The sequence below is a fragment of the Acinetobacter sp. JADD-222 genome, from assembly GCF_049310645.1.
Map to the genome: position 1 here is coordinate 71,373 of NZ_JBMOWI010000003.1, position 25,423 is coordinate 96,795.

Below are 25,423 nucleotides of genomic sequence, written 5' to 3' on the forward strand. Positions count from 1 at the left end.
CAATATTTTAAGTGCTCTTGCGTTAGAATAAGCAGCTATTTTTCTACCCTATGTCATTAAGTCGATCCTTATGAAACAGCACTTTCCTTTAAAAGATATCCAGCAAGAAAAGCGCATTTATCGAGGTCGTATCTTTTTTGCCGTAGGGATCGTGACCATCTGTTTATTAGTTTTAATTAGCCGATACGCTTATCTACAAATTTTTCACTACGACGAATTCTCGACTGCATCTGACAAAAACCGAATTCGCTTGCAGCCGCTTCCGCCTGCTCGTGGCTATATCTATGACAGAAACGGTGTATTACTAGCAGATAACTATCCTGTTTTTACAGCAACTTTAAGTAAAACAGATGTAGAAGATGTTGATAGTGTCATTGAGCAATTACAACCTATTTTAGATTTAACACAAGAAGATATTGACCGTTTTAAAAGCCGTATAAAAACTGCCCGTAAAACTGAACGCGTCGCGATTAAACTTAATCTAACTGAAGCTAATATTGCTAAATTTAGTGAAGCCAAATATAAGTTTCCAGGTGTAAGAATCGAGACACAAATGACTCGTTATTATCCACACGGTGAGTTATTTGCTCATGTGATTGGCTATGTCGGGCGTATCAACGATAAAGAATTAAAAAGTATTGATAAAGACTTATATGCTGGGACCAACCTAATTGGAAAAATTGGTGTTGAGAAAAGCTATGAAGACCTATTGCACGGAACACCCGGTTATGAATCTGTTGAAGCAGATGCACATAGTAATGTATTGCGTCATTTAGGTCGTAAAGACCCTACTCGCGGTAATGACCTCTATTTATCTTTAGATTACGGTTTACAGGTCGTTGCTTCTCAGCAGCTCGCAGGTCGTCGTGGAGCTATTGTCGCTATTGATCCTCGTACAGGTGAAATTCTAGCTTTAGTGTCTAGCCCAAGTTTTAACCCTAATTTGTTTGTGACAGGCATTAGTCATACTGACTACAGTTCACTACGTGACAATTTAGACCAACCTCTTTATAACCGTGCTGTGCAGGGTGTATATCCCCCTGGTTCTACCATTAAACCAATGGAAGCAATGGGTGGCCTACACTACGGTATTGTAGACTGGTCAACGGCAATTTCTGACCCTGGTTATTTCCATCTACCAGGTGATTCACATAAGTTCCGTGACTGGAAAAAATCTGGTCATGGCATCGTGAACATGCATAAAGCCATCATTATGTCATGTGATACCTATTTTTATATTCTTGCCCATCAAATGGGTATTGATCAAATGAACCAATGGATGCGCCAATTTGGATTTGGTCAAAAAACAGGTGTCGATTTACCAAGTGAAAGTGAAGGCCTTTATCCAAGTCCTGAATGGAAAATGCGTACGCGTAAAGCGAAATGGATGAAGGGTGAAACTATTTCTGTCAGTATTGGTCAAGGCGCGTTTACAGCCACTCCATTACAGCTTGCGATGGCAACAGCAATTACGGCAAATCATGGTTCTCATGTAACGCCTCATGTTTTACGCGCAACGCATGGTGCAAAACCATTTACAGTACGTAATGCGCCTGATGGCAAAATCAAATTCAACGGCACGGATGAAGACTGGATTCAAATGCGTGATGCCATGATTGATGTAATTCAATCAGGTACTGGCCGCGGTATTCGTACTCCCCTCTACCAAATTGCAGGGAAAACAGGTACAGCACAGGTTAAGAGTATTGCACAGGGTAAACGCTATAACGAAGCAGCCTTGAGTGAACGTCAACTTGACCATGGTTTATTCGTTGGATTTGCCCCTGCTGAAAAACCTGAAATTGCGATTGCAGTCATTTGGGAAAATGGTCGTCATGGTGGTTCAGCTGCTCAACTTGCAAGACCTGTCTTTGATTACTGGCTATTAACTCGTAAGAAAAACCCGATTCGTCCAGCAAATCACCAAGTCAATGGCGGGTTAATGACAGCAGGTATTAAACCAGGTGAACTTCCAAGCGGCGGTGAAAGTTCTGGTCCAGCATCGGCTACAGCTACAACCAACAAACCAGCAGCATCAACACCGCAAGCTGCTCCTGCTCGTCCTGCTACCAATGAGGCCGATGAATAATGAAAAATCAATTACGTATAATTGGCGGCGAATGGAAAAGACGAATACTGCCTTTCGCTAGCATTGATGGCTTACGCCCAACCCCAGATAGAGTACGCGAAACTCTATTTAATTGGCTCATGTGGGATATTCAAAATGCTCAAGTTCTCGACATCTGTACAGGCTCTGGTGCATTAGGTTTTGAGGCTCTGTCACGTGGTGCTTCATCTGTTTATATGATTGAGCCTGACAAAACTCAGGCACGATTTTTAAAAGATAATATTGAACTATTAAAAGCCCAAAACTGTCATCTAATTAATACAACGGCTCAACAAGCCCTACCCCGCTTAAAAGAACAGTTCGATGTGGTTTTTTTAGATCCACCTTATAGTCTTGATTTATGGCAAGAACTCTCGAACTTGGCAGAGCCTCATATTAAAAAAAATGGATATATTTATGTTGAAGCTGACCGAGATTTATCCCAGCTTCATCTTCCAGCAACATGGCAACAAGTTAAAACCACTAAAGCGGGTACAGTTCACGCGGGCCTTTATCAGAAAATTTAAACATGTAGGATTTTATGGCGAGTTACTTTACCTGATCTATTTATTTGAATTAGATTATTTTTATTTTTTATTTCAGAATAAATAGATCGTAAAAAATCGTATGAGTTGACCTCGATCATAAGGAAAACTCGAAATATATTCATAACCAATTTTCAGTTTTGGATTAACACTATAATTAACCCCATATCCGACTGAAATAGATAAATCTTGAATATTAATATGATTCGTAAAACCATTACTGTTTTTATTCTGAAGTTGCCCGGTATCATAGGCTGTATAATTATAAATTACCCAACGCTCATTTGAATAAAACTCGTTTTTGAGCACATTATAGTTATTAACTTCATCATCATGCTCAATGGCTAACCGCCTTTGTTCCAAGTTTAAATCTGATTGATCTAACAACTGGTCTGTATCTAGTAAAGTAGAATCACTTTCTGGTTGAAAAAAATCATAGGCCTGAACATATCCACTGTAAAAGATAATCAGCACTGTAAAAACAGTATAAATATTTTTATGCACACACATTTTATTTTGCAAATCCAAAAAGGTAACTCAAAGCTACCTTTTTTTGCAAGGTTTTAGTTAGCTTAAGCCAATCATTGCAACAACTGCTGCACAGACGCCAACAATTTTTTTGCCATAAGGCACATATCGGGTAAGCACAGCACCCAATACCAATCCAGAAAAATAGATGAGCGCCATACCAGCAACCATACCAGTTACTAATGCAACAATATGCCCTGCATGTGCTAACTCAACACCATGGGCCATACCATGGAAGCTTGCAAGTAATGCCGCGGCAATTGGTAAAACTTTATTTGACTTTGTCCATAGGGCAATTGCTGTAATAACTAAAGAAGCAACAATGCCGTATTCAGCCATATTATCTGGTACCAAACCTTGAGCACCTACTAAAAAGCCTATAATTAAGGTAATACTTAAGGCAATAACTCCAGCAATTTTCCACTGTTTAGCAGCTGACCACAGTAAGATACCGAAACCCAAGGCCATGACTAAATGGTCTAACCCAGTAAAGGGATGAATAAAGCCCGCCATAAAACCAGAATGTGCATGGTCATGTCCCGGATGAGCCATTGCAAGTGCTGGCAATAATGAAAGGAGCACTACACCCCATTTTTTCATGAAGTCCATAATCTCTCCTTAAGCTTTAAACAGCCCTTGTTTCTCAATAAATTGGATAATTTCTTCAAGACCATCTTGTGTTTTCATGTTTGAAAATAAGAATGGCTTTTCTCCGCGCATGCGTTTCGCATCTTGGTCCATTACATCAAGGTTTGCACCTACCATTGGCGCAAGGTCAGTTTTATTAATAATGAGTAAATCTGACTTGGTAATACCCGGGCCACCTTTACGAGGAATTTTTTCACCACCAGCCACATCAATGACATATAAAGTTAAATCAGAGAGTTCAGGACTAAATGTTGCAGCTAAATTATCACCACCACTTTCGATAATAATGAGTTCTAAGCCTTCGAATTTTTCACACAAATCATCAATTGCAGCCAAGTTAATTGAAGCATCTTCACGAATTGCCGTATGCGGGCAACCACCTGTTTCAACACCCACAATACGATCTGGCGACATCGCTTCATTACGGGTTAAAAAGTTTGAATCTTCTTTGGTGTAAATATCATTTGTCACCACAGCCATATTGTATTTATTACGCAAGGCTAAACATAAATTAAGTGTAAGTGCTGTTTTACCCGAACCTACCGGTCCGCCAATTCCAACTCGTAATGGACTACGCTCTGTCATGATTTTTATCCTTTTTCCTAAACTTAAGATCTGAATAACCGTGAATATTGTGTTTCGTGTTTCATGCTCAGCATGGCATAACGAGGTAAAGCACTGCTCAATTGCTCGTCATTCAGCTTCAAAGCTTTCTCTATCGCTTGTGGTACTAAACCATGCAAATGCCATAAAATTCTTTGCCCAGCCATTTGTCCTAAAGGAACAGTTTTTACTGCGGCTAAAACCTGATTTTCTAAAACAGTGAAGGTATAAGCCGTAAGTACATCCATGTCGTTGAGTTCGAGTCGGCCACAAAGCTGTGCATAGACTGGTACGAAACCAAACTGCTTTTTAACCTCAACTGTTTTTTTTAAAACATCTTTAATCCACGCATTTAAAGAAAATGCCAGCTGTTGAGATTCTGCCAAGAGTTCTTTGCTTTCTCTGCTGGCCTTATACAAATTTGCCCAAACCAGAAACTGTTCTGAGTCATCATGATGCTGCATAAGACGCTTTAATACGGGCAACTCATACCTCACCAACAACATCTCAAGCACTTCTTCAAAGTAAGCAATTGCCGAGGTTTCGTCATGTATTAGGCCAATATCAATCGCCGTTTCCACACCTTGCGAATAACAATACGCCCCAACTGGCAATGCCGTAGAAGACAGTGTCAGTAATTGCAGTAATTGCGCGGCACTATGAATGGACATGATGTAAAGCTTTGATTGGGCTTAAACGATGATCATGACTATGCTGTGCATAAGCGCCACTTTCAGGTTCAAACGGATAATCAGTTTCTGAAACTGTAAGTCCTAAACCTTCTACCATTTCTGCAAGCACATGATCAGGCTCAAAATACAAAGCTGTAGAGGTCAACATTAACGGTACATGTCTATTACCTAAGTGATAGGCAGCTTTAAGCAAATCAAAATCGGTTTGAGCAGTGACTTGCATTAATCGCTCAGGTTTCGCGTCAACACGTAATACATCACCCTCTTGAGTTGCAATATATGAACCACTACGCAAAATGCCAGTACGCGGTAAATCAGCACCAATATCGATGCCACTCGCTAAAGCCGCTCGAAAGCGGGATTTTTGACGGGTATCAAAAGTCAGTTCAACCGTTTCAAATGCCTGATCAGGAGAAATATCTTCAAGTCGTTGGGTATAGATTTTCATTTAGCTTTTCTCTCCTTATTTATTTCTTTCATATCTAGAGTAATAAGACATATCATCTCTATAAAACTTATCAAAATAAGAAATAACGCTGAGCCATAGGTAATACATCAGCAGGTTCACACGTTAGTAATTCACCATCAGCCCGCACCTCGTAAGTTTCAGGATGAACATGCATGACTGGACAATATGTGTTGTGCTTCATATCGGCTTTAGTAATTGCACGCGTGTTTTTACATGGACTAATTAACTTTTTAAGATTTAGTTTCTCAGCAACTTTTTCATCAATTGCGATTTGAGATAAAAAGGTTATACAGGTGTTATGCACACCACGCGGATAAGCACCAAACATTGGGCGATAATGCACGGGTTGAGGTGTCGGAATGGAAGCATTAATGTCACCCATCGGTGCCGCTGCAATCATGCCACCTTTAATAATCATGGAAGGTTTTACACCAAAAAACGCAGGCTTCCATAACACTAAATCAGCAAGTTTTCCAACTTCAACCGAACCGATTTCATGGCTTAGACCATGGGTAATGGCTGGGTTAATTGTATATTTGGCAATGTAGCGTTTAACGCGATTGTTATCATGAAACTCATTATCACCCTCTAAAGGACCACGTTGAATTTTCATCTTATGAGCAGTTTGCCAAGTACGTAAAATCACTTCGCCCACGCGCCCCATCGCCTGAGAGTCAGATGACATCATGGCAATTGCGCCTAAATCTTGCAAAATATCTTCGGCAGCAATGGTTTCACGGCGAATACGGCTTTCAGCAAATGCAATATCCTCAGCAATTGCCGGATCTAAATGATGGCAAACCATGAGCATATCTAAATGCTCATCAATAGTATTAATCGTATAAGGACGTGTTGGGTTGGTCGAAGATGGCAACACATTACTTTGCCCAATTGCCTTTAAAATGTCAGGTGCATGTCCACCACCCGCACCTTCGGTATGGTATGTATGAATTGTACGATCTTTAAATGCAGCTAGAGTCTCTTCTAAAAACCCACCTTCATTTAAAGTATCTGTATGAATTGCAACCTGCACATCAAACTCATCTGCCACACTCAAGCAATTATCAATTGCTGCTGGTGTTGAGCCCCAATCTTCATGCAGTTTTAACCCAATTACCCCAGCTTTAATTTGCTCCCGAATTGGGTCTGGCAAACTCAAATTACCCTTGCCTAACAGGCCAATATTCATAGGTAAATCATCAATGGCTTGCAACATGGTGGCAATATGCCAAGGTCCCGGAGTCACTGTCGTTGCCGAAGTACCTGCCGCAGGTCCTGTACCACCACCTACCATTGTTGTTGTACCCGACATGAGCGCAGTTTCAACTTGTTGAGGACAAATCCAGTGAATGTGAGTATCAATACCACCTGCCGTTAAAATTTGGCCTTCACCCGCAATCACTTCTGTTGCAGCACCTAAAGGAATAGTAATGTCAGGTTGAATATCAGGATTTCCAGCTTTCCCTATTTTCCAAATTCGACCATTTTTTAAGCCAACATCAGCCTTTACAATCCCCCACCAATCTACAATCAAGGCATTAGTAATGACAGTGTCGGCAACTTCATCAGCTAAAAGTTGAGATTGCCCCATTCCATCACGAATAACTTTGCCACCGCCAAACTTAACTTCTTCACCATAAGTCGTTAGATCTTGCTCAACCTCAATAAAAAGCTCTGTATCAGCCAAGCGAATACGATCACCAACCGTTGGACCAAACATTTCAGCATATGCACGACGTGACATTTTCATATGATTAGTTCCTTATTTTTCTGATGGCAAAGCATAATATTTTGTCATCGGGATAAACCGGATTCCCCATTTTTCAGCAGCATCACCACTTACAATAAAACCAAATTTTTCATAGACATCTTGAGCATAAAAACTTGAATTTACCGTAATTTTCTCAACGTCTATATTTTCATTTTTAATTTTTTCTTCTATGAAATCCCAAAGCTGTCGCCCTAGACCTAGTTTCAAATGTGTTTTTTTAATAAAAAAATGCATTAAATGTGAGGGTTCCATATAAGCGACTATACCCACGATCTGTTGATCAATCTCTCCAACAAAATAATGAATATCTTCTCGATCAAAAATTGTTTGTATGACTTCTGGTTTAAAGCGTGAGCGCCCTTCTTCATTTGCAATCACTTGATCTACATATGGAGCGATTATGGCAACGATAGTATCTGTGTCATCTTTCATTGCTTTTCTAATCAACATTTTCATCCAAACGCCCCATGACTCGACCAGCAAAACCATATACTTCTCGCTTACCCGCTAAAGCAACAAGCTCCACTTCCCGACTTTGTCCCGGTTCAAAACGTATCGCTGTGCCTGCAGCGATATTTAATCGAAAGCCTTTCGCTGTTTCACGATCAAACTGTAGTGCATCATTTGCTTCATAAAAATGAAAATGAGAACCCACCTGAATAGGTCGATCACCAATATTAGCAACTACAATTTTTAAAGTTTGTCGCCCAACATTCAGCTCAATGTCTGCATCTGGAGTAATGATTTGACCAGGGATCATAAACGCTCCTTTTATACGATTGGCTGATGAACAGTGACTAACTTCGAGCCATCAGGAAAAGTTGCTTCGACCTGAACCTCAGCAATCATTTCTGGCACACCATCCATCACATCTTCGCGCTTTAATAAAGTTGTTCCGTAATGCATCAAGTCACTCACCGTCATACCGTCCCGCGCTCCTTCAAGCAAAGCAGCAGAAATAAAAGCGATAGCTTCCGGATAATTTAGCTTTAAGCCGCGAGCTTTACGGCGCTCAGCGACTAGCCCTGCGGTAAAAATAAGTAATTTATCTTTTTCTGTTGGATTGAGTTCCATATCTCTTTCCTAAATAGCATCTAACTTTCTTTAAGCAAAATACGTGCTCAAAAGCAGCATACTTGTTTTAATCGTTTTTTAAATACGCAATTTAACGTAACTTAGGTTCTCCAAATTCTCGGAAATTCTTCATCTAAATCAAACCAATAACGTCTTAATCTTGCTCTTATTGCCGCAAATGCATCATGGCAATGTCGGACATCATTTCCCAAGAAACGCGCACAAACTACATCATCTAATAATGTTAAAGTTACAGGTGCTTGCATACGCATCATCAATTCGCGAATGAGTTCGAGCTGTTGTTCTAAATAAAATGATGACCGATATTTCTCAGGTGCTACGGCCCAAAAACTTCCCATTACTGCTTGATTATTCATACCTAAACACGAACTAAGCCAACGGTCTTCACCCTCAAAAAACAATGTATCTGCAACCAATAATTTTTGTTCTCGCCACAACTTAAACTGGTTGTGATAACTTCCCTGCACAAAACGTTCAGCGCGTGCCTGCCGCCCGAGTACCAACATATCCCAGCCAATAAAACTGGCAGCAAGATCAAGATGAATATGAGTTTCTGAGTGTGCTAGAGCTCCATCAAACAGCATCGTTTCTTGTGGAACCCACTCCAAAATAGACCGATCTCGGACATGAAGATGAATATGCTGAAAGGCCTGCTTCCCATTGGTTTTATACCACTTTCCCGCACCAGGAGTCGTTACAACCGCATGAGCTTGATCTTTGGTTTCAATTTGAAAAGTAAGATGATCTCCTCCTGCGATTCCTGCTGGAGGATGTACAATAATCGCATGACATACGCCTGTTTTTTCAGGCCAGAGCATTTTTTGCACCCTTACAGGGCCATGGTGCTTTCTATGACTCATTATGGTGCGCGAATTTTCAAAACAAAATCCGAGCTCTAATCGCGCATACCAAAATGGTGCTAAAGAGTTTTTTGAAAACGTTTGTACCTGATTCATTCTGGTTCATATGTTCAAAATAAGTGCTTAAAGTTATAAGCAAAATACGCACCAAATATAAAAATAAGCAAAATGATAAAATTAGATACAATTTTTTGATTTTAATGAGTTAAAAAACAATCAATGTCTAACATAAAACCACAGTAACTCATGGAATTATTTATACAATAGCGCCCACCGTTGCTTCCATACTTACTCTCCATGAAACTTTTTTTCGTGTTAACGCCACTTGTCTTTTTAACGGGGTGTATTTTTGGCCAATCTAGTGAGGTCAAACGTGCAGAAAAAATTCTCCATAATTTTGAATGTAAAAATGTTGAGACAAGTCAGATTGCAACAAGCTCAATCAATTCTTACTACCAGCAGTCTTTAGCGGTAAGCAAAGAAAAGGCGACTTCATATGTAGAAAGTTACAAGAATGGTGAAGAATTATTCGACATGCCGCTCGATGAAGTTTTAAAGCAACAATATCAACTTTATAAATCAGCTTGTGATTCTTTAGGTGGGGTTTCTTCTCAACCTTAATATATAAAGGTATTCACTTAATTTTTTAGTGGATACCTTTTTTTAATTTTATATCTTTCTTTTTGATTAATTTTTACTCACTTTACCTTTTGTTAAAATTAAATTACATACTTAAACTTTTATTAGGCTCTTATATTTCATAGCCTGTTTACTTGTTTTTTATTTATTTTCCGAGGTTTAGATCATCATGAAAAAAACATTATTATCAGTAGCACTCTTAAGTATCCTTCTTGCCGCTTGTAGCAAAAATGAAAATAAAGCCGAGACGACAACTCAAGCATCTGCTCCAGCGCAAACCACTGAAGCAAATAATAATGCTGTAGATACCGCACACACAGCTGAAAACTCACTCGATTGGGACGGCACATATAAAGGCACTCTCCCATGTGCGGACTGTGAAGGTATTAAAACTGAATTAGAACTTAAAGATGATAAAACCTACGAGCTAACCGAAACTTATCTTGGTAAAGGTGACACCAACCCATTTGAAACCCATGGTACCTTTACTTTCGACAAAGATAATACTTCAGTTATTACGTTAGATGATAAAGGCCAAAACCGTAAATTCTTTATTGGTGAAAATACTGCAACTGCTTTAGATATGGAAGGTAAAAAAGTTGAAGGCTCTTTAGCTGAACACTATGTTTTGAAAAAATAATTTTTAATAATTAAAAAAACCCGCTCATTTGAGCGGGTTTTTTTATGAATCAATTCTTAGTGAGCTGCGAATTGGTTCATTGTGTTTTTAGCATCGTCATGTGCTTTAAGAGCGTTATCACCAGAGAAGATTTCTTTGTGATCATCACCGATGTCAGAACCCGCCATTGCTTGGTGTTTAACACAAGCGATACCGCCGCGGATTTCTTTACGTTGTACGCCAGCGACATAAGCCAACATACCTTCAGAACCGAAGTAACCTTGTGCAAGCTCATGAGTAGAAAGAGCAGCAGTGTGGTAAGTCGGAAGTGTGATCAAGTGATGGAACACACCCGCTTCACGAGAAGCATCTGCTTGGAAAGTACGGATCTTGTCATCAGCATCAGCAGCTAATTCAGTGTTGTCATATTCAGCACTCATTAATTTAGCGCGGTCATATGCAGAAACGTCTTTACCTTCAGCAACCCAACGGTCGTAAGCTTGTTGACGGAAGTTTAAAGTCCAGTTGAATGATGGGCTGTTGTTATAAACAAGCTTAGCATTTGGAACAACTTCTTTAACACGGTTAACCATGTGTGCGATTTCTTCTACGTTTGGAGTCGCAGTTTCGATCCAAAGAAGGTCAGCACCATTTTGTAAGCTAGACACACAGTCAAGTACAACACGGTCAATTTGAGTGTCAGCACGGAACTGATATAAGCCAGAAGGTAAACGCTTAGGACGGTGTAATTTACCATCACGTTTGATTAAGATTTCATCTTCTTGAGCATCAGCAATGTCAATTTCTTGAGTATCTAAGTAGCTGATGTATTGAGAAGCGATGTCACCTGGCTCTTTAACCACTGGGATTTTTTGAGTCAAGTCAGCGCCTTCAGAGTCAGTACGCGCAACAATGATACCTTCTTCAAGACCCATTTCTAAGAATGCATAACGTAATGCATGGATCTTAGCGATGAAGTCTTCGTGTGGAACAGTTACTTTACCAGCTTGGTGACCACATTGTTTAGCATCAGATACTTGGTTTTCAATTTGAAGCGCACAAGCACCAGCTTCGATCATTTTCTTAGCAAGTAAGTAAGTTGCTTCTTCGTTACCGAAACCAGCATCGATGTCCGCAATAATTGGCACAACGTGAGTTTCAAAGTTGTCGATTTGAGCTGTGATTTCAGCTGCTTTAGCAGTATCACCAGCTTCTTGTGCTTTTTTAAGCGCACGGAATAAATCGTTTAATTCTTTTGCGTCAGCTTGACGTAAGAAAGTATAGATTTCTTCGATCAATGCAGGAACAGAAGTTTTTTCGTGCATAGATTGGTCAGGAAGTGGACCAAATTCAGAACGAAGAGCAGCAACCATCCAACCAGAAAGGTAGATATAACGTTTGCTTGTAGTACCGAAATATTTTTTGTTCGCAATCATTTTTTGTTGTGCGATGAAACCATGCCAGCAACCTAATGATTGAGTATATTTGCTTGAGTCAGCATCGTATTCAGCCATATCACGACGCATAATCGCAGCTGTATACTTAGCAATATCTAAACCAGTTTTGAAACGGTTTTGAAGTTGCATACGAGCAGCATCTTCTGGGCTAATGTCTGCCCAAGTATTGCCGAATTTTGCTTTTAATTGACGTACTGCATCAATCGCTGTTTGATATGTAGTCATGATATTGTCCTGTATTCATTTTAGGATTTCATCGATTGAAGCCTAGAGTCACGTTACTTAAATTTCTTATGACACCAGCTGCTTCCTCATGAACACAGCTTAGACTTAGCCAATCAATTAATCCAATATCCTTTGTTAATCTTCAGTATTTATTTAAAAAATATACCAATAAATCGATATTATAGATAAAACAAAAAACTTTAACACTTTGTTTATAAAAATAAAATTATCCTAAAGGAGTATAGAGTTTTATTCTAAAAACTCACTAAGTCTTATTTTTATACAATTTTTGGAGATTTTCCACTCATTTTTAAACCTAAAAGTCAATTGTAAATTAGGCTATTTTTGCCAATGCAAAAAGTCAATTCATATGCTAGAAATTGAGAAGTTATTCATAAATATATTCTATTTAGATTTCTTTCATTCAAAACTGAGCAAAGACAATAAAATCGTGCCTTTGAAACGCCTTTCTACCATAATTAATTCCTACAAAAAATGTCGCTTTTCTCATCATTTTTTCACACAATGATTATTAAATATGGCATAATTTGAAACAATTTCAGGGTTTTATTTTCGGTATTTTTTTTATGAATCTGGAGCGAGTAGATCTTAATCTATTAATATATCTTGATGTACTTCTTCGTGAAAAAAATGTTACGCGCGCAGCCGAACAGCTTGGGGTAACTCAGCCTGCAATGAGTAATATTTTACGTCGCTTACGTAATTTATTTAATGATCCGCTTCTTATCCGTTCCTCCGAAGGGATGACCCCGACAGAACGTGCACTTGAATTACAACCCCGTATTCGTGATGCCCTTTCTGATCTTTCCATGATTTTGGAACCCCGTACCGAATTCCGCCCTTATACAAGTAATCGCGTTTTCCGCATTATGACATCTGACTATGCCGAGGCAACTTTAGTCCCTCGTCTTGTCAAAGCTCTACGCTCTGAAGCTCCAAATGTTGTACTCGACTTTCTTACACCAAGTGATGTGTCTTATAGAGACATGGAACAAGGTAAAGTTGATCTTGCGATTAATAGATTTAATGAAATACCGCAAAGTTTCCACCAAGTGTTAGTTTGGCGTGATAGTTTCAGCTGTATTCTTAATGACAAACACCCTGCTGTAACCCATTTGAATCTAAAAAGTTATCTAGATGCGCAACATATCTGGGTTTCTAAAACAGGTATGGGTGTAGGCTTTGGTGTAAATCCAGATAAACAAGGCGGTTTAGGCTGGATCGATCAGGCATTAGAACGTATTGGTCAACGTCGTAAAATTTCTGTATTTACGCGTCACTACCAAATGCCAGCATTACTTGCTCAAAATGTTGACTTGATTGCCACCCTTCCAACTCGAATGGCACGCCTACAAACTCAAAATCCAAAACTGGTTATAAAGGATCCTCCTTTTTATATTCCAGAATTTGAACTTAAAATGGCTTGGTGCCCGTTATTACATCATCATCCAGCTCATCGCTGGTTACGCCAACTTATTTTATTTGTTGCTCGTCAAATGATTGAAGAAGAAAATCGTGAATTTCTAACCAACAATTCGCAATTTTCTCACTATTAAGTAAATTTTGATTTAATTGTCGATTTTAGACATTATCTTCAAGCGCTGAGCAATCAATCTGATTACCTCAGCGCTTTTTTGTGTTAAAACATAGTCATAATAATGATGAACCTCGGGTGATTTGTGAGTCTCTTTCAAAATATCATTATCATCGTACTGCTCATCATCGCAGCAGGCTTTTTATCTTTAACTGAAATTGCATTGGCTGGTGCCAGAAAAGTAAAGTTAAAAATTTTAGCCGAAGCTGGCGAAGAACGTGCCCAACAAGTACTTGATCTACAAGAACAATCTGCCGATTTTTTTGCAGCTTCTCAAATTGGCCTAAATGCAGTTGCAATTTTAGGCGGTATTTTGGGTGAAGCTGCTTTTCGTCCCTTTTTTGTCACTTTAGTTGACCGCTTTTATGAAGGTCCATGGACACAAACTATCGGTTTTGCCCTTTCCTTCACTTTAGTAACTTCTCTATTTATTTTATTTGCCGATCTTATGCCAAAGCGCTTGGCAATGATTGCACCTGAAAAAATTGCAATTAGCGTTATTAACCCGATTCAAGTTTTTATTAAGGTGTGTAAACCCTTAGCTTGGGGAATTAATGCTATTGCGAATCTGTTATTTCGCTTATTTAAAGTCAATACAACACGCGAAGATAATATTACTTTTGATGATATCTCAGCAGTCATGGATGCAGGTGCTCAAGCCGGCGTACTTCAAAAACAAGAACACCACTTTATTGAGAATGTTTTTGAACTAGAAGAACGTACTGTACCTTCAAGCATGACGACACGTGAAAACGTCGTTTATTTCACCCTAAACGAACATGAAGATAGTATTCGTCAAAAATTAGCAGAATATCCTTACTCAAAATTTTTAGTGTGTAATGAAAATATTGATCAGGTTATTGGTTATGTTGATGCTAAAGATTTCTTAGTACGCATTTTAAATAATCAATCACCAACTCAATTAAATGAGTCTACCATTCGTACTGTACTCATGATTCCCGACACACTCACACTCTCTGAACTACTTGACCGTTTTCGTTCTACAAAAGAGAAATTTGCTGTCGTTATCAATGAATATGCACTTGTTGTAGGAGTGATTACGCTAAGCGATATCATGATCACAGTTATGGGTGATTGGGTTACTCCTATTGAAGAAGAACAGCAAATCATTAAACGTGATAATAACTCTTGGTTAATTGATGGCAGCACACCAATTGATGACCTAAGACATGCTCTTGAAATTGATGAAATGCCTGATGAAGAAAACTATGAGACGCTCGCAGGTTTCATGATGTACCGTTTACGCAAAATTCCACGTCCAGCAGATTTTGTGGAATTTGGTGGATATAAATTTGAAGTTGTCGATGTCGACCATTTTAAAATTGACCAACTTCTTGTAACTCGAATTTTAGAACAAACCGAAACACACTCATCAATTTATGAAAACTAATCGGTATTAATTTAAATGCCCCACAATTTAGCTGGGGTATTTTTTTAAACTAAATAACTTTTTTAAATATATGTAATAATTATTTTAGATTCATTTATTCAATTTGCTCTTTTAATCTAAAAGTATTATTATTTTATTTAGTAACTCTATTAAAGCTTAAATACTGAAAATTAATAAAATAATCTATATCTCTTAACTGCCTATAAAGTGATTAAGCTCCATTTACATTGCAAACAAACTTATGTAACTTAGCTCAAAGTATGCCCCTAAATGCTTCTTCTTCTCATTTCACTCATCAAAATATATATAATTAAAAAAAATGCCATATAATTTTTATTTTTATAATACCTTTATATTATTTTATAATAGTATTCATTTATTATAAAACCATTATAATCTTAATATATATGTTCAGTATTTCATCTAAATATACCCATCCAAACGAATATATATTAACCAAATAAACTAAATATATTATTTGTCTTTTTAATAAAAATTAATAAGAATAACCAAGGTCAGAGTTTTGAATAAACTTGTTCAGTAAAACTATAGGCAAAGGATTGATTGTATGCTGACATTACTTGGTGTTGGCATGATTTTGTGCTTCATGTACTTAATCATGTCCAAACGTTTAAGCCCTATTATTGCTTTAATTCTCATCCCGTTTATTTTTTCTCTCATTGCTTGGGGCCTAGGTCATTACTTTGAAAGTTTAAGTCATATTGAACTTAAAGGTCTCAGTGAGATGATGCTGGATGGCATCAAAAAATTAGCGCCAACTGGCGTAATGCTTTTATTCGCAATTTTGTATTTTGCCTTAATGATCGATGCAGGTCTTTTCGACCCACCGGTTAAATGGATTTTGAAAAAAGTTAAAGGCGATCCTTTAAAAATTACTCTAGGAACTGTCTTTTTAACCACTCTCGTTTCTTTAGATGGTGATGGCTCAACCACTTATATGATCTGTGTGGCTGCAATGTTGCCACTTTATCAACGCTTAGGAATGAACACACTCATCATGACTGCGCTTATGCTTTTATGTAGTGGTGTAATGAACCTAACACCATGGGGTGGTCCTACTGCTCGTGCTGCAAGTGCGTTACAAGTTGATCCAAGTCATATTTTCGTACCAATGATCCTTCCAATGATCATTAGTATTGGTTGGTTATTCTTCTTGGCATATTTATATGGCCGCTATGAGCAAAAACGTTTAGGCGTGATTGAGCTTGAAAGTCATCATGGTGATAATATTACCGTGTCGAAAGACCCTGAAGCGACGCGTCCACATTTACGCAAAGTAAATATGGTACTTACTATTATTCTCATGATTGCATTAATCAAAGGCATTTTGCCAATGTCGGTGCTATTCATGCTAGCGTTCTGTATTGCAATGCTGATTAACTATCCTGATGTTGATATGCAGAAAAAGCGTATCGCAATGCATGCAGATAGTATTTTAGCTGTTGTAGGTTTAATTTTCGCTGCAGGTATTTTCACAGGGATTTTATCTGGTACAGGTATGGTTGAGGCGATGTCTAAAGAATTCGTCGCAATGATTCCTCCAAGCATGGGTCCATATCTTGCACCGATTACCGCTTTAGTCAGTATGCCTTTAACATTCTTTATGTCAAATGATGCATTCTTCTATGGTGTTTTACCAATTCTTGCTGAAGCGGCTTCTCATTACGGTATTAGCCCAGAAGCTATTGCTCGCGCCTCAATTGTAGGCCAACCAGTACACTTACTATCGCCTCTTGTTCCATCAACTTACTTGTTATGCGGTCTTGCTAAAGTTGACTTTGCAGATCATCAAAAGTTCACATTTAAATGGGCATTTATAACATGTATGGTTTTGATGGGCACTGCATTAGTGATTGGCGTTTTCCCGCTCTTTAGTACACTTTAATTATTCCCCTAAAAATAAAAGCCCCAAACGGGGCTTTTATTTTTATTTATTTATATACTCAATCATGGCGTCTAAGAACGCATGAAAGTGCAAGCTAATATCTTCTTCTAAAATTTTATAGGCATTATCAAATTGCACCATTGGCCAACCTTCTTTCCAAAATGGGAAGATGTCATGTAAGTCATGAGTAACTATTGCATCTTCTCGAACAATCGCTTGTGAAATTTGTGCCAAAACTTGCGCTGTTTCTGCACCATCAATAGCTAAATAATCAATACCACGCGCTTTTAAAATACGAATTCGATCTTTTTTATAGCGAATTTTTTTAGCTTGAGCTGCATTTAAACCTAGTGCAAGAGTAACTGCCTCTACAAACTTTTCTTCAAAATTTGTATTTAGTGCCACTAAAGCCTGTTTATGTGCTTCCTGACGTCCTGCTTTTCCCCCGTTACGGATGATCTCATTTGCTTCCGTATCTAGCTTATCTTTTTTCATCGACTGTAAAATGTCTAAAATTTCGATATCGCTTAAAGATTCAGGAGATTGCTCAAACATAGGAGTCTCTATACATACAACTAAAGGCGTATTCTCTCATAAAAGCGATACTAAAACAGAGTAAAATTTTAAATAGCTCATTATCTTGACTATTTTTATAGTCCTAACTTCATAGACTACACTCATAAAATCAAATAATTCTTTGGTTATAATTTTAATTATTTGCCAAATTAATTTTACCCTGATAATATTATTTTACCCAGATAAAAATATATGGCTAAAATGAATACTAAAATCACCTATACTGCCTTCACTGGAAGCACGCTTATTGCGAGTGACTCCCTTATTGAACTTGCAAAAAAACTCAAAGATCTTCCGAAAACAACGGAAAATATTCTGATTTTTAATGATCAAACAGGTCAACAAATTGATCTTGATCTTTCTGGTTCGGAACAAGAATTTCATCAACGTTATGGTGAACCGGAAGAAATTAAAAAAGTTGGACGACCTAAACTCGGAGTAATTTCTCGTGAAATCACTTTACAGAAAAAACATTGGGATTGGTTAGATCAACAAAGTGCGAGTGCATCAGCAGTAATTCGTAAGTTAATTGATAAAGAGTTAAATAACCCAAATTCTGAAGGTAATATTATGCTCGCTAAACAAGCCATCGACCGTTTTATGTCTGCCATGTTGGGCAATATGCCAAATTACGAAGAAGCAACACGTGCCTTATATCAAGGTGATCGAGATATATTTTTAAAGATGATTCAGAGCTATCCCAAAGATTTAAGAGAATATTTAACTTTAAAAACTCAAAGTATTTTCTAAACCCAATAAAAAACCCGCTTACGCGGGTTTTTTCAAAATCAATTCAGTCTATTAAAGACGAACTAATTCCACAACTTTTTCAGCTGCCTCTTCAACGGTTTCAGCAGTAACTTCTGTATCCGCATCTTCCACAGAAGTTGTGATAACCACAACACCTGTCTCACGCAATAAAGTAATTTGCTCAGCAGTTAAGTTAGCTTTTGCAATCGCAACTACACCTTGTTGGATCAATAAACTTTCTAGAACTTGAGCTTTCTCGATTAACTGTGCAGAAATCCCAATCACCGCTGGCTTTTGGCCCAAACGTGCAGCACGATCTTCAGCTGTTACAGGATTGCTATGTGCAGTCCATTCAACAGCAGCCTCAACCATACCTGCACCAACAGTTACGTTGCTTAAGCGGTCAATGAAGATGAATGAACCTGTATAACGAGAATCTTGATATTGATCAAACACAACTGGCGCATCGAACTCAACTACAACATCTGCAATTGCATTTAACTCAAGCTCTTCCACATGAGTATGTTCAAGTGTATTCACATTCACTCGATAGTGAATATTAGTGACTTTAGCAGGAACAGTCTGGGTACCTATCTTAACGTTGTATAACTTACCTTTCACGAGCGGATGTTCATTCATCCACACCACTGAAGCACGAACACTACGTGAAATTAACGGTTGCTCGCCAGCACGTACCAAAACGTTACCACGGCTAATATCAATTTCATCATTCAGGGTCAATGTAACCGCTTGACCCGCTACAGCCTGCTCAAGGTTTCCATCAAAAGTAACGATTTCTTTAACTGTTGAACGCTTACCTGATGGCAGTGCAACAATCTCATCACCAACATTGATTTCACCTAAAGCAACGGTACCCGCAAAACCACGGAAATCAAGATTTGGACGGTTTACATACTGAACAGGGAAACGGAATTCGTGTTTATTCGATTCACGACTGATTTCCACCGACTCAAGAATGCTCATCAAGGTTTGACCCTTGTACCACGGCGTATGAGCTGACGGATTTACAACGTTATCACCATTTAAAGCAGAGATTGGTACAAACTGAATATTGGCTGGACGGCGATCACCTAATTGGCTTACGAAAGCATCATATTCAATTTGAATTTCAGTGAAACGTTCAGGTGAATATTCAACCAAGTCCATCTTATTGATTGCAACAACGATATTTTTAATACCAAGCAAACTCGCAATAAACGTATGACGACGAGTTTGAGTTTGTACACCATAGCGCGCATCGATCAGGATGATTGCCAAATCAGCAGTTGACGCACCTGTTGCCATGTTACGAGTATATTGCTCATGCCCTGGAGTATCCGCAATAATAAACTTACGCTTTTCTGTTGAGAAATAACGGTAAGCTACGTCAATGGTAATACCTTGTTCACGTTCTGCTTGAAGGCCATCTACTAGTAACGCCAAGTCTGGTGCATCACCCGTAGTTCCTACTTTTTTACTGTCACGCGTTACTGCTTGCAATTGATCTTCATAAATCAATTTTGAATCGTAGAGTAAACGTCCAATAAGCGTACTTTTACCATCGTCTACATTACCGCAAGTCAAAAAGCGCAGAAGGTCTTTTTGTTCATGTTGCTTTAAATAGGCCAAGATATCTTGACTGATTAATTCTGATTGATGAGACATTGCTCAAACTCCACAAATTTAGAAATTGTCTTAGAAATAGCCTTCTTGCTTTTTCTTTTCCATTGAGCCCGCTTCATCATGGTCAATCATACGACCTTGACGCTCAGAACTCGTGGCTAAAAGCATCTCTTGGATAATTTCAGGTAACGTATCTGCTTCAGACTCAACTGCACCAGTTAACGGGTAACAGCCAAGCGTACGGAAACGTACAGACTTCATCTGTGGAACTTCACCCTCTTTTAGACGCATACGCTCATCATCAACCATGATTAACGTACCGCTACGCTCTACTACTGGACGAACAGCAGAGAAATAAAGAGGAACGATTTGAATATTTTCTAAATAGATATATTGCCAGATATCCAACTCAGTCCAGTTAGATAAAGGGAATACACGAATACTTTCGCCTTTGTTCACTTTACCATTGTAAAGGTTCCAAAGTTCAGGACGTTGGTTTTTAGGATCCCAACGATGTTTACTATCACGGAATGAATATACGCGCTCTTTCGCACGTGATTTTTCTTCGTCACGGCGCGCACCACCAAAAGCAGCATCGAACTGATATTTATCCAAAGCCTGTTTTAAAGCCTGGGTTTTCATAATATCCGTATATTTCGAACTGCCATGATCAAATGGGTTGATTCCTGCTTCACGGCCTTCTTTATTCTGATGAACAATTAAATCAAAACCATGTGTTTTTGCCATGTTATCGCGAAACGCGATCATGTCTTTAAACTTCCAGCCCGTATCTACATGTAATAAAGGGAAAGGAAGTTTTGCAGGATAAAATGCCTTCAATGCAAGATGAAGCATCACAGCCGAGTCTTTACCAATTGAGTAAAGCATGACTGGATTTTCAAATTCTGCGGCTACTTCACGGATAATATGAATACTCTCAGCTTCAAGTTGCTTGAGATGTGTAAGTCTTGATTCAGTCATGAACACGCCCTTCTCTATCCATTTTGCCCATAAAATCTAGAAGTAGTATTAAACCACCACCTAGAAGACCATGTGGAGGAACGAGTGCCATAACAACTCCAATTTTTCGTGATAGATAATCAAACCACAAGCCTTTATATGGCTTATAGCATTAGTTATGCATTATAGTGATTTAAAACCGATTCCTTTTGCTTGTTTTTTCATATTGATATTCGATTTAATCATATACATGTAATATGCTGATTCACATGCATAACTTTGTAATCCTAGCTTGTATAGTCAACTTAAGCAAATCATGTTCTAGTCTTTAGATTTCTTTAAAAACCATAAAAAAAGAGAAGCATTAATCGCTTCTCTTTTTCTAAAACATGATCTAATCTTAGAAACCAAACATTTTACGTTCTAATGGAATTTCAACACCAATAGATGCACCTGCATCATTACCCTCAAGATCCGAATCACTTACCCATGCATTAATTTTTAATGGAAGATCAGGTTTGATGAAATGCGTCCACGTTAAATCAAGTGCTTTAATTTCATCATCTTTAGGGAATGCTTTATTGATTGCCAAGTTAGATTGGTTAACTTTAACCACCATAGCGCGACCACTTAAACGGTTCATGACATCAAAGCGGATATCGCCACCCACCGAATACATTTGCCCGTCACCACCCATCGCATGACCTAACGAGAAACCATGTTGATAATAGCCATCTGTATATTGGTGGTGATTATATGAAATCCCTCTTGCATCACCATTTGTACGTGTATCTGCCCATTCAGCATAGAGTTGATAAGGCATATTATTAACTATTGAAGAATAATCTGCTCCAGCCAAATACATTTTTTTAGATGGTAAACCACCCGCCTCATCTTCCCCTACATATTGCCCGTAAACACTGACTGGGATATTAAACAACGGTTGTAATTGTAAACGAGCATCAAAACCTGCTAACTGATTAGATGCATTATCTTCGCCTACACAACTACTTTCAGTACAACCATTATCTTTACCGATAATCGCATTCCAATAGGTTTTAAAACTATTTGGCTGACCATCTCCACCAATTTGAATCGCTCTAGAAGCACCAAGTTCTAAAGCAGGAAATGGTTGTGCAGTTAAACGCATCCCAATTAATTTTGCATTATGTATTTTATAATCATCTAATTGACCAGCAAAAGCTTGATATTGCCAAGGTCCAATCCAAGACAACCATTTTGTCTCAAAAGCATTTTGCACAGCACGTTGTGCAGTTACCCCATAAACTGGTCGACTTGCATCACCACGAATTAAGCTACCATCATGTCCAGGTCCCCACCATGTTGGAATTTGACCTGCAACTACCCATTGATTCCAAAGTTTACCAGCGACATATGAACCCTCAACATTGACATCTTGACCATTATCAATTTGTGGGTCTTTTTCTGCATTTACTCGGATTTTAGCGTCCCAGTTTTCACCGCCAGCATTAAACTCTAATGAACCTTGGTACTGTGATTTTTGGTTATCGCCAAATGCTTGTGGAATATTTTTAATATCAGATTCAGCAAAAGCACCCACTTTAACTGTATTGTTATCTGCTTTTAACGCATTAAGTACTGAATTAATAACTTTTTGTTGAGCTGGATGCGTCACTTTTGCTTGAGAAAGTGCTCTTTGAATTTCATCACCACTTAACGGCCAAGTTGAAGTGCTAATACTGATAACACCTTGTTGATTTAACCAGTTTAAGTCGGTACGTAAGTCTTCATTATTTAGCACTAAACCTTGTGCAAAAATAGCGGATGAAGCAGTTGCCAATATTGCAATTGAAAGTGTTTTTCTTAGAAACATGCCAGCCAATTCTCAAAGTTATTTATGAGCAACACCTTAAATTTTTTATCACAACTTTGCAATTGTTAAACTGTGCAATTACATTTTTTAACGCTATCTTAAGATTAGTATAATTAGGTAAGTTTCTAGATATAAAAAGTAATAAAAAAGGCAGTATAAATACTGCCTTTTTGCATCTTAGAAGATTAACCTTCTTTACGGCGCATATGCGGGAATAAAATTACATCACGAATACTTGGTGCGTCAGCAAATAACATAACCAAACGGTCAATACCAATACCTTCACCTGCTGTTGGAGGTAAACCATATTCAAGTGCTTCAACAAACTCTGCATCGTAATGCATTGCTTCATCGTCACCAGCGTCTTTTTCAGCAACTTGCGCTTGGAAACGCTCAGCTTGATCGATTGGGTCATTTAACTCGCTGAAGCCATTTGCTAACTCACGACCACCGATGAAGAATTCAAAACGATCTGTAACGTGTGGATTGTCATCATTACGACGCGCCAATGGAGAAGTTTCCGCTGGGTAATCAGTAATAAATGTTGGCTGACGAAGTTTAGTTTCAACAGTTTCTTCAAATACGATTGTTTGAAGCTTACCTAAACCAAAACCTGGCTTAACCTCTTCTTTCAACTCTTCACGAATAAATTTTGCAAGAAACTCGCGATCACCTACATTTTCAGGTGTGAACTGCGGATTATTCTCTAAGATCGCATCGAACATAGAGATTTTCTTGAATGGTCCTTTGAAGCTAAATACTTCACCTTGGTAAGGAACATCAGTTGTACCTAGAATATCCAAAGCCAACTTTTCAAGCATATTTTCAGTCAATGCCATTAGGTCTTTATAATCAGCATATGCCTGATAAAACTCGATCATCGTGAATTCAGGGTTGTGACGTGTTGACACCCCTTCATTACGGAAGTTACGGTTGATTTCAAACACACGCTCAAAACCACCCACAACTAAACGCTTCAAATAAAGTTCAGGCGCAATACGTAAGAATAAAGGCATATCCAAAGCATTGTGATGTGTTTCGAATGGACGTGCAGAAGCACCACCTGGAATCACATGCATCATTGGCGTTTCAACTTCCATGAAACGCTCATTGTTTAAGAATGCTCGAATACCTGCAACAACTTTGGCACGGATTTCAAAAGTCTTACGTGTTTCTTCATTCACAATTAAGTCAAGGTAGCGTTTACGGTACTTAACTTCTGTGTCATTTAAGCCATGAAATTTATCTGGTAACGGACGAAGAGATTTTGTAAGAAGTTCAAAACCTTCAAGATGAACATATAAGTCACCTTTGCCTGAACGTCCGATATAACCTTCGGCAGCAATAATGTCACCAAGATCTAAACCTTTAATAGTTTCAAGAATATCTTTTGGTAAGCCTTTACGGTCAACATATAACTGAATACGACCTGTCATGTCTTGAATCACCATGAAAGAACCACGGTTTAACATGACACGGCCAGCCACTTTTACATAGACATGCTCAGCGCTTTCAATTTGTTCTTTCGACTGATCTTTAAATTGTTCTTGTAGATCAGCTGCGTAATGTTCACGCTTAAAAGTATTTGGCCAAGGACTCTTTCCAGTTTCCTTCGCAACATCTTGGATTTGCTTTAATTTGGCATGACGCTGTGCAATTAAATCGTTTTCGGAAATAGTTGGTTCAGAAGTCGATTGAGCGTTTTGTTGCGTCATCTCTGCCTCGATTAAGTAAAAATGAAGTGGCATAGCTTAACAGATTGCAGGAGTTTTTCGAATGATTTCAATCAAACAAAAATGAAAAAAGACAATTTATAGAAAAGAGCTGTACTTTTTAAAGGAAAAATGACTTAGACCAATCGCTAAGATCATTTTTTAAAGCTTTTAGTAAAATATAAAAAAAATCCAAATAACCTCGATATTCAAAGGCCCTATTTGCCTTGTATTTTATCAATGAGATTGTGTCGTAAATAATGAAAATTCTATTTTTACATGGCTTGGATTCTTCTCGTGAATCGACAAAGTTCCACGCCATTTCACATCCTGAAAAATTTTGTATTGACGTTGATTATCGTAACTTAAGTTATGCATCTGTTGAGTACTTTTATCATCAGGCTATTCAGACGATCAAACCTGATTTACTGGTTGGTCACAGCCTTGGAGGATATTGGGCCTTAAAAACTGCCGCTCAACATAAATTAGCTGTGATTGTGGCAAATCCAAGTCTTACCCCTAATTTTCGGGCAGACTACCCTCAGCTTTCCGAAGAAGAACTTACTCACTCTAATCCTAAAATGGCTTATTTAGAATTAGGAGATGAGCAACTTGATATGTATCAGGTTCAAGAAAAACTTGCGCCCTACATGAATATTGAAACCTTTGAAGGCGGACATCATCGTTTGGCCTATCCTTCTCGCCTCAATGATTTGATTATGAAAATTTATAAAAAATATTTGGCTTAAATTAATGC

At 38.3% G+C, this 25,423-nt stretch carries 26 protein-coding genes; 9 read left to right on the forward strand and 17 right to left on the reverse strand.

The annotated features are described in order from the left end of the window. Nucleotides 1-70 precede the first annotated feature (70 nt). Both mrdA and rsmD read left to right on the forward strand, forming a co-directional pair. The gene (mrdA, locus tag ACO6UW_RS04110; protein WP_005802923.1) at nucleotides 71-2,089 is read left to right on the forward strand and encodes a penicillin-binding protein 2; all 2,019 of its coding nucleotides are present in this window, start codon (nucleotides 71-73) and stop codon (nucleotides 2,087-2,089) included. Next, nucleotides 2,089-2,634 (forward strand): 16S rRNA (guanine(966)-N(2))-methyltransferase RsmD, encoded by a 546-nt coding sequence (rsmD, locus tag ACO6UW_RS04115; RefSeq protein WP_057062151.1) that lies wholly within the window; start codon nucleotides 2,089-2,091, stop codon nucleotides 2,632-2,634. Before mrdA ends, rsmD begins: the two co-directional genes overlap by 1 nt. A gap of 72 nt (nucleotides 2,635-2,706) precedes the next feature. Here rsmD and ACO6UW_RS04120 read toward each other — a convergent pair whose 3' ends face one another. The 10 genes from ACO6UW_RS04120 to ACO6UW_RS04165 form a co-directional block, all read right to left on the reverse strand. Continuing rightward, entirely contained in the window at nucleotides 2,707-3,162 is a 456-nt protein-coding gene (locus ACO6UW_RS04120; RefSeq protein WP_057062150.1) for a hypothetical protein, read from the reverse strand. Between the two features lie 57 nt (nucleotides 3,163-3,219). Beyond that, nucleotides 3,220-3,789 (reverse strand): HupE/UreJ family protein, encoded by a 570-nt coding sequence (locus tag ACO6UW_RS04125; RefSeq protein ID WP_057062149.1) that lies wholly within the window; start codon nucleotides 3,787-3,789, stop codon nucleotides 3,220-3,222. A 9-nt stretch (nucleotides 3,790-3,798) separates the two neighbouring features. Further along, nucleotides 3,799-4,413 (reverse strand): urease accessory protein UreG, encoded by a 615-nt coding sequence (ureG, locus tag ACO6UW_RS04130; protein WP_002117800.1) that lies wholly within the window; start codon nucleotides 4,411-4,413, stop codon nucleotides 3,799-3,801. Nucleotides 4,414-4,436: 23 nt separating this feature from the next. After that, nucleotides 4,437-5,102, reverse strand: coding sequence for an urease accessory protein UreF (locus ACO6UW_RS04135; RefSeq protein ID WP_057062148.1), 666 nt, complete (start codon nucleotides 5,100-5,102; stop codon nucleotides 4,437-4,439). Further along, nucleotides 5,089-5,571, reverse strand: a complete 483-nt coding sequence (ureE, locus tag ACO6UW_RS04140; protein ID WP_057062147.1) for an urease accessory protein UreE — start codon at nucleotides 5,569-5,571, stop codon at nucleotides 5,089-5,091. Before ureE ends, ACO6UW_RS04135 begins: the two co-directional genes overlap by 14 nt. 70 nt (nucleotides 5,572-5,641) lie before the next feature. Continuing rightward, on the reverse strand, nucleotides 5,642-7,342 hold the full coding sequence (gene ureC, locus ACO6UW_RS04145) for an urease subunit alpha (protein WP_002117509.1): 1,701 nt from the start codon (nucleotides 7,340-7,342) through the stop codon (nucleotides 5,642-5,644). Nucleotides 7,343-7,354: 12 nt separating this feature from the next. After that, nucleotides 7,355-7,813: a GNAT family N-acetyltransferase gene (locus ACO6UW_RS04150; RefSeq protein ID WP_032004140.1), complete on the reverse strand. Its 459-nt coding sequence runs from the start codon at nucleotides 7,811-7,813 to the stop codon at nucleotides 7,355-7,357. After that, a complete protein-coding gene (locus tag ACO6UW_RS04155) occupies nucleotides 7,803-8,123 on the reverse strand; it encodes an urease subunit beta (protein WP_057062146.1) in 321 nt (106 codons plus the stop codon). The genes ACO6UW_RS04150 and ACO6UW_RS04155 overlap by 11 nt, the downstream gene beginning before the upstream one ends. 11 nt (nucleotides 8,124-8,134) lie before the next feature. Continuing rightward, a complete protein-coding gene (ureA, locus tag ACO6UW_RS04160; RefSeq protein WP_002117495.1) occupies nucleotides 8,135-8,437 on the reverse strand; it encodes an urease subunit gamma in 303 nt (100 codons plus the stop codon). Nucleotides 8,438-8,538: 101 nt separating this feature from the next. Beyond that, a complete protein-coding gene (locus ACO6UW_RS04165; protein WP_042783326.1) occupies nucleotides 8,539-9,414 on the reverse strand; it encodes an urease accessory protein UreD in 876 nt (291 codons plus the stop codon). Nucleotides 9,415-9,615: 201 nt separating this feature from the next. On the opposite strand from ACO6UW_RS04165, the gene ACO6UW_RS04170 reads away from it, so the two are divergent. After that, nucleotides 9,616-9,939 carry a hypothetical protein gene (locus ACO6UW_RS04170; protein ID WP_005070594.1) on the forward strand — a complete coding sequence of 108 codons (324 nt, stop codon included), beginning with the start codon at nucleotides 9,616-9,618 and terminating at the stop codon, nucleotides 9,937-9,939. 187 nt (nucleotides 9,940-10,126) lie between these two features. Then, nucleotides 10,127-10,597 (forward strand): copper resistance protein NlpE, encoded by a 471-nt coding sequence (locus ACO6UW_RS04175; RefSeq protein ID WP_005070596.1) that lies wholly within the window; start codon nucleotides 10,127-10,129, stop codon nucleotides 10,595-10,597. A 56-nt stretch (nucleotides 10,598-10,653) separates the two neighbouring features. On the opposite strand, the gene ACO6UW_RS04180 is transcribed toward ACO6UW_RS04175, so the two are convergent. Next, nucleotides 10,654-12,258: an isocitrate lyase gene (locus tag ACO6UW_RS04180; protein WP_002117581.1), complete on the reverse strand. Its 1,605-nt coding sequence runs from the start codon at nucleotides 12,256-12,258 to the stop codon at nucleotides 10,654-10,656. A 587-nt stretch (nucleotides 12,259-12,845) separates the two neighbouring features. On the opposite strand from ACO6UW_RS04180, the gene ACO6UW_RS04185 reads away from it, so the two are divergent. The 3 genes from ACO6UW_RS04185 to ACO6UW_RS04195 all read left to right on the forward strand — a co-directional run bounded on the left by ACO6UW_RS04185 (nucleotide 12,846) and on the right by ACO6UW_RS04195 (nucleotide 17,190). Further along, complete coding sequence (locus ACO6UW_RS04185; protein ID WP_004703082.1) at nucleotides 12,846-13,835, forward strand: LysR family transcriptional regulator; 990 nt, start codon at nucleotides 12,846-12,848, stop codon at nucleotides 13,833-13,835. Nucleotides 13,836-13,958: 123 nt separating this feature from the next. Further along, nucleotides 13,959-15,284, forward strand: a complete 1,326-nt coding sequence (locus tag ACO6UW_RS04190) for a hemolysin family protein (protein WP_057062145.1) — start codon at nucleotides 13,959-13,961, stop codon at nucleotides 15,282-15,284. A gap of 568 nt (nucleotides 15,285-15,852) precedes the next feature. Continuing rightward, complete coding sequence (locus ACO6UW_RS04195) at nucleotides 15,853-17,190, forward strand: CitMHS family transporter (protein WP_002117607.1); 1,338 nt, start codon at nucleotides 15,853-15,855, stop codon at nucleotides 17,188-17,190. Nucleotides 17,191-17,232: 42 nt separating this feature from the next. Here the strand turns inward: ACO6UW_RS04195 and ACO6UW_RS04200 are convergent, their stop codons facing one another. Continuing rightward, complete coding sequence (locus ACO6UW_RS04200; protein ID WP_002117749.1) at nucleotides 17,233-17,745, reverse strand: hypothetical protein; 513 nt, start codon at nucleotides 17,743-17,745, stop codon at nucleotides 17,233-17,235. Nucleotides 17,746-17,958: 213 nt separating this feature from the next. Here ACO6UW_RS04200 and ACO6UW_RS04205 point away from each other — a divergent pair, with 213 nt between their 5' ends. Further along, entirely contained in the window at nucleotides 17,959-18,516 is a 558-nt protein-coding gene (locus tag ACO6UW_RS04205; protein ID WP_014206078.1) for a DUF2239 family protein, read from the forward strand. A 51-nt stretch (nucleotides 18,517-18,567) separates the two neighbouring features. Here the strand turns inward: ACO6UW_RS04205 and cysN are convergent, their stop codons facing one another. The 5 genes from cysN to lysS form a co-directional block, all read right to left on the reverse strand. After that, a complete protein-coding gene (gene cysN, locus ACO6UW_RS04210) occupies nucleotides 18,568-20,181 on the reverse strand; it encodes a sulfate adenylyltransferase subunit CysN (RefSeq protein WP_057062144.1) in 1,614 nt (537 codons plus the stop codon). A 30-nt stretch (nucleotides 20,182-20,211) separates the two neighbouring features. Beyond that, nucleotides 20,212-21,120 (reverse strand): sulfate adenylyltransferase subunit CysD, encoded by a 909-nt coding sequence (gene cysD, locus ACO6UW_RS04215; RefSeq protein ID WP_000140408.1) that lies wholly within the window; start codon nucleotides 21,118-21,120, stop codon nucleotides 20,212-20,214. Then, nucleotides 21,113-21,211 carry a hypothetical protein gene (locus ACO6UW_RS04220; RefSeq protein WP_004793966.1) on the reverse strand — a complete coding sequence of 33 codons (99 nt, stop codon included), beginning with the start codon at nucleotides 21,209-21,211 and terminating at the stop codon, nucleotides 21,113-21,115. Before ACO6UW_RS04220 ends, cysD begins: the two co-directional genes overlap by 8 nt. A 288-nt stretch (nucleotides 21,212-21,499) precedes the next feature. Next, complete coding sequence (locus ACO6UW_RS04225; RefSeq protein ID WP_348891807.1) at nucleotides 21,500-22,954, reverse strand: capsule assembly Wzi family protein; 1,455 nt, start codon at nucleotides 22,952-22,954, stop codon at nucleotides 21,500-21,502. Between the two features lie 185 nt (nucleotides 22,955-23,139). Continuing rightward, the gene (gene lysS / locus ACO6UW_RS04230) at nucleotides 23,140-24,669 is read right to left on the reverse strand and encodes a lysine--tRNA ligase (protein WP_002117806.1); all 1,530 of its coding nucleotides are present in this window, start codon (nucleotides 24,667-24,669) and stop codon (nucleotides 23,140-23,142) included. 257 nt (nucleotides 24,670-24,926) lie between these two features. On the opposite strand from lysS, the gene ACO6UW_RS04235 reads away from it, so the two are divergent. Then, complete coding sequence (locus ACO6UW_RS04235; protein ID WP_005075483.1) at nucleotides 24,927-25,415, forward strand: YqiA/YcfP family alpha/beta fold hydrolase; 489 nt, start codon at nucleotides 24,927-24,929, stop codon at nucleotides 25,413-25,415. Nucleotides 25,416-25,423 lie beyond the last annotated feature (8 nt).

Coding starts and splice junctions, on each gene's coding strand:
- mrdA (WP_005802923.1), top strand. CDS start 71: ATGAAACAGCACTTTCCTTTAAAAGATATCCAGCAAGAAAAGCGCATT.
- rsmD (WP_057062151.1), top strand. CDS start 2,089: ATGAAAAATCAATTACGTATAATTGGCGGCGAATGGAAAAGACGAATA.
- ACO6UW_RS04120 (WP_057062150.1), bottom strand. CDS start 3,162: ATGTGTGTGCATAAAAATATTTATACTGTTTTTACAGTGCTGATTATC.
- ACO6UW_RS04125 (WP_057062149.1), bottom strand. CDS start 3,789: ATGGACTTCATGAAAAAATGGGGTGTAGTGCTCCTTTCATTATTGCCA.
- ureG (WP_002117800.1), bottom strand. CDS start 4,413: ATGACAGAGCGTAGTCCATTACGAGTTGGAATTGGCGGACCGGTAGGT.
- ACO6UW_RS04135 (WP_057062148.1), bottom strand. CDS start 5,102: ATGTCCATTCATAGTGCCGCGCAATTACTGCAATTACTGACACTGTCT.
- ureE (WP_057062147.1), bottom strand. CDS start 5,571: ATGAAAATCTATACCCAACGACTTGAAGATATTTCTCCTGATCAGGCA.
- ureC (WP_002117509.1), bottom strand. CDS start 7,342: ATGAAAATGTCACGTCGTGCATATGCTGAAATGTTTGGTCCAACGGTT.
- ACO6UW_RS04150 (WP_032004140.1), bottom strand. CDS start 7,813: ATGTTGATTAGAAAAGCAATGAAAGATGACACAGATACTATCGTTGCC.
- ACO6UW_RS04155 (WP_057062146.1), bottom strand. CDS start 8,123: ATGATCCCTGGTCAAATCATTACTCCAGATGCAGACATTGAGCTGAAT.
- ureA (WP_002117495.1), bottom strand. CDS start 8,437: ATGGAACTCAATCCAACAGAAAAAGATAAATTACTTATTTTTACCGCA.
- ACO6UW_RS04165 (WP_042783326.1), bottom strand. CDS start 9,414: ATGAATCAGGTACAAACGTTTTCAAAAAACTCTTTAGCACCATTTTGG.
- ACO6UW_RS04170 (WP_005070594.1), top strand. CDS start 9,616: ATGAAACTTTTTTTCGTGTTAACGCCACTTGTCTTTTTAACGGGGTGT.
- ACO6UW_RS04175 (WP_005070596.1), top strand. CDS start 10,127: ATGAAAAAAACATTATTATCAGTAGCACTCTTAAGTATCCTTCTTGCC.
- ACO6UW_RS04180 (WP_002117581.1), bottom strand. CDS start 12,258: ATGACTACATATCAAACAGCGATTGATGCAGTACGTCAATTAAAAGCA.
- ACO6UW_RS04185 (WP_004703082.1), top strand. CDS start 12,846: ATGAATCTGGAGCGAGTAGATCTTAATCTATTAATATATCTTGATGTA.
- ACO6UW_RS04195 (WP_002117607.1), top strand. CDS start 15,853: ATGCTGACATTACTTGGTGTTGGCATGATTTTGTGCTTCATGTACTTA.
- ACO6UW_RS04200 (WP_002117749.1), bottom strand. CDS start 17,745: ATGTTTGAGCAATCTCCTGAATCTTTAAGCGATATCGAAATTTTAGAC.
- ACO6UW_RS04205 (WP_014206078.1), top strand. CDS start 17,959: ATGGCTAAAATGAATACTAAAATCACCTATACTGCCTTCACTGGAAGC.
- cysN (WP_057062144.1), bottom strand. CDS start 20,181: ATGTCTCATCAATCAGAATTAATCAGTCAAGATATCTTGGCCTATTTA.
- cysD (WP_000140408.1), bottom strand. CDS start 21,120: ATGACTGAATCAAGACTTACACATCTCAAGCAACTTGAAGCTGAGAGT.
- ACO6UW_RS04220 (WP_004793966.1), bottom strand. CDS start 21,211: ATGGCACTCGTTCCTCCACATGGTCTTCTAGGTGGTGGTTTAATACTA.
- ACO6UW_RS04225 (WP_348891807.1), bottom strand. CDS start 22,954: ATGTTTCTAAGAAAAACACTTTCAATTGCAATATTGGCAACTGCTTCA.
- lysS (WP_002117806.1), bottom strand. CDS start 24,669: ATGACGCAACAAAACGCTCAATCGACTTCTGAACCAACTATTTCCGAA.
- ACO6UW_RS04235 (WP_005075483.1), top strand. CDS start 24,927: ATGAAAATTCTATTTTTACATGGCTTGGATTCTTCTCGTGAATCGACA.